3 protein-coding genes are annotated in these 1484 nt (G+C 64.8%); all 3 read left to right on the forward strand.

Features of this window, described 5'->3' with window-relative positions:
- The coding region (locus tag AB0N17_RS46645; protein WP_366017722.1) for a hypothetical protein at positions 1-273 on the forward strand (273 nt) is incomplete at its 5' end.
- 44 nt (positions 274-317) lie between these two features.
- A complete protein-coding gene (locus AB0N17_RS46650; RefSeq protein WP_366017723.1) occupies positions 318-902 on the forward strand; it encodes a hypothetical protein in 585 nt (194 codons plus the stop codon).
- Positions 903-1167: 265 nt separating this feature from the next.
- Positions 1168-1407: a hypothetical protein gene (locus AB0N17_RS46655; protein WP_366017724.1), complete on the forward strand. Its 240-nt coding sequence runs from the start codon at positions 1168-1170 to the stop codon at positions 1405-1407.
- Positions 1408-1484: the final 77 nt, after the last annotated feature.

Genomic DNA, 1484 nt, shown 5'->3' on the forward strand with positions numbered 1-1484 from the left:
ACCCTCACCGAAAACAACGGCCCCAACGGACAAGAGATCAGCTTCACCATCAACGGCCCCTACGCCGCCCGCGCCGTCATCATCGACAGCAACGCCATGAACCTGCCCCCGAACTCCGACAACCTCTTCAACTACCAAGCACCGTCCTTCCCCCACGGCCTTTCCGAAGACCACGCCCTCCACGCCCCCGTCAACCCAGCCTCCCCCACCGGCGAGTACTTCGGCGTCGGCTCCTTCACCCTCTGCGCAATCGCCAGCAACTACAACGGCTGACCACCCCCTGCCTCATCCCTCCTGACAAGACGGAGCAGCAAGCCGTGACAGCCCAACCGCTCGCTCTCGCACCCGAACAATGGCAGCGCCTCGCCGCCGCCCACCAGGCCTACACCGACACCGTCAGCCCGTACTACGACGAGACCCTGCAAGAAGTGACACGACGTGCATGCACCAGCGGAAGCATCGGCAAAGCCGACATCGGAGCACTGCTGATGTGGAAACGGCTCAGAGCCGACACGCCCTGGGCGGCCGAACTCATGGCGCTCGCGGACACCGACGTACGCCGCGCAACCGCCGCGGCCACGACCGCCGCCCGGGACACCACTCTCAGCAGCAGCTCCGCAGCACAAGCCAGCCGAGCAGCCCTGGCCTCACTACCGGGTTTCCGCACCGGTGACGCCCTCGCCTCCGCCGTCCTCACAGCAGCCGCACCAGACCGCATGGCCATTTACGACCGGCGAGCCCACAGCGGACTGCGCACCCTCGGCATCACCCTCAGCCACGCACCCGGCCGCTACAGCCGCTACATAGAAGCGATCGATCAGCTCCTGGCCGACGCCCCAGCCCAGATCCGCAACTGGACCGCACGAGACATGGACACCGCCCTGTACTGGATGACCGCATAGCAGCACTCAACGAACCTGATCAACACACCCGGAATATGACCACACCTGACCAACGCCCGCTCCACCTGACAAAACAGCAGCTCAAGAACTGAAACCCCGGTCCCCTCATCACCAAGCCGTGATAGCCCGGCCCGGAGCCCTATCGCCCCCAACACCAAACTGATCAGCCCAGGCCAGCCCACCACCCACTGATCAGAAAGACCGCTCCTGGACAGACGCACTGCGGAAGCTGGGCATGGACTGGGGGTGACGTTTGCGTCGGCGGGTGTTGAACCTGCCCGCCGCTTCAGGCCGTGAGCTTGTTGAAGACCGTCTCGAAGCGGTCGAGGGTGTCGTCATCGACCTGCGCGAAGAAGGCGTCCTTGTCCCGGGTGAGCTGGTGCGCGGGTCCGATGTGGTCGAAGTCCCGGGGGTTGTGCTGGCGCTCCCGGGCGATCCCGATGCGCTTGAGGATCGGGAGGGCAGGTCTTCCTCGTTGATGGTCACCTCGGTCGCCTTGTTGTAGAGCCAGAGATAGTCCTTGGTGGAGAACAGGTCCTCGATGTCGGCCGACTCTGGAAGCCCATCGAGGTGGCCGATGAC

It is taken from the genome of Streptomyces sp. NPDC051133, assembly GCF_040682635.1.
GTDB lineage: Bacteria > Actinomycetota > Actinomycetes > Streptomycetales > Streptomycetaceae > Streptomyces.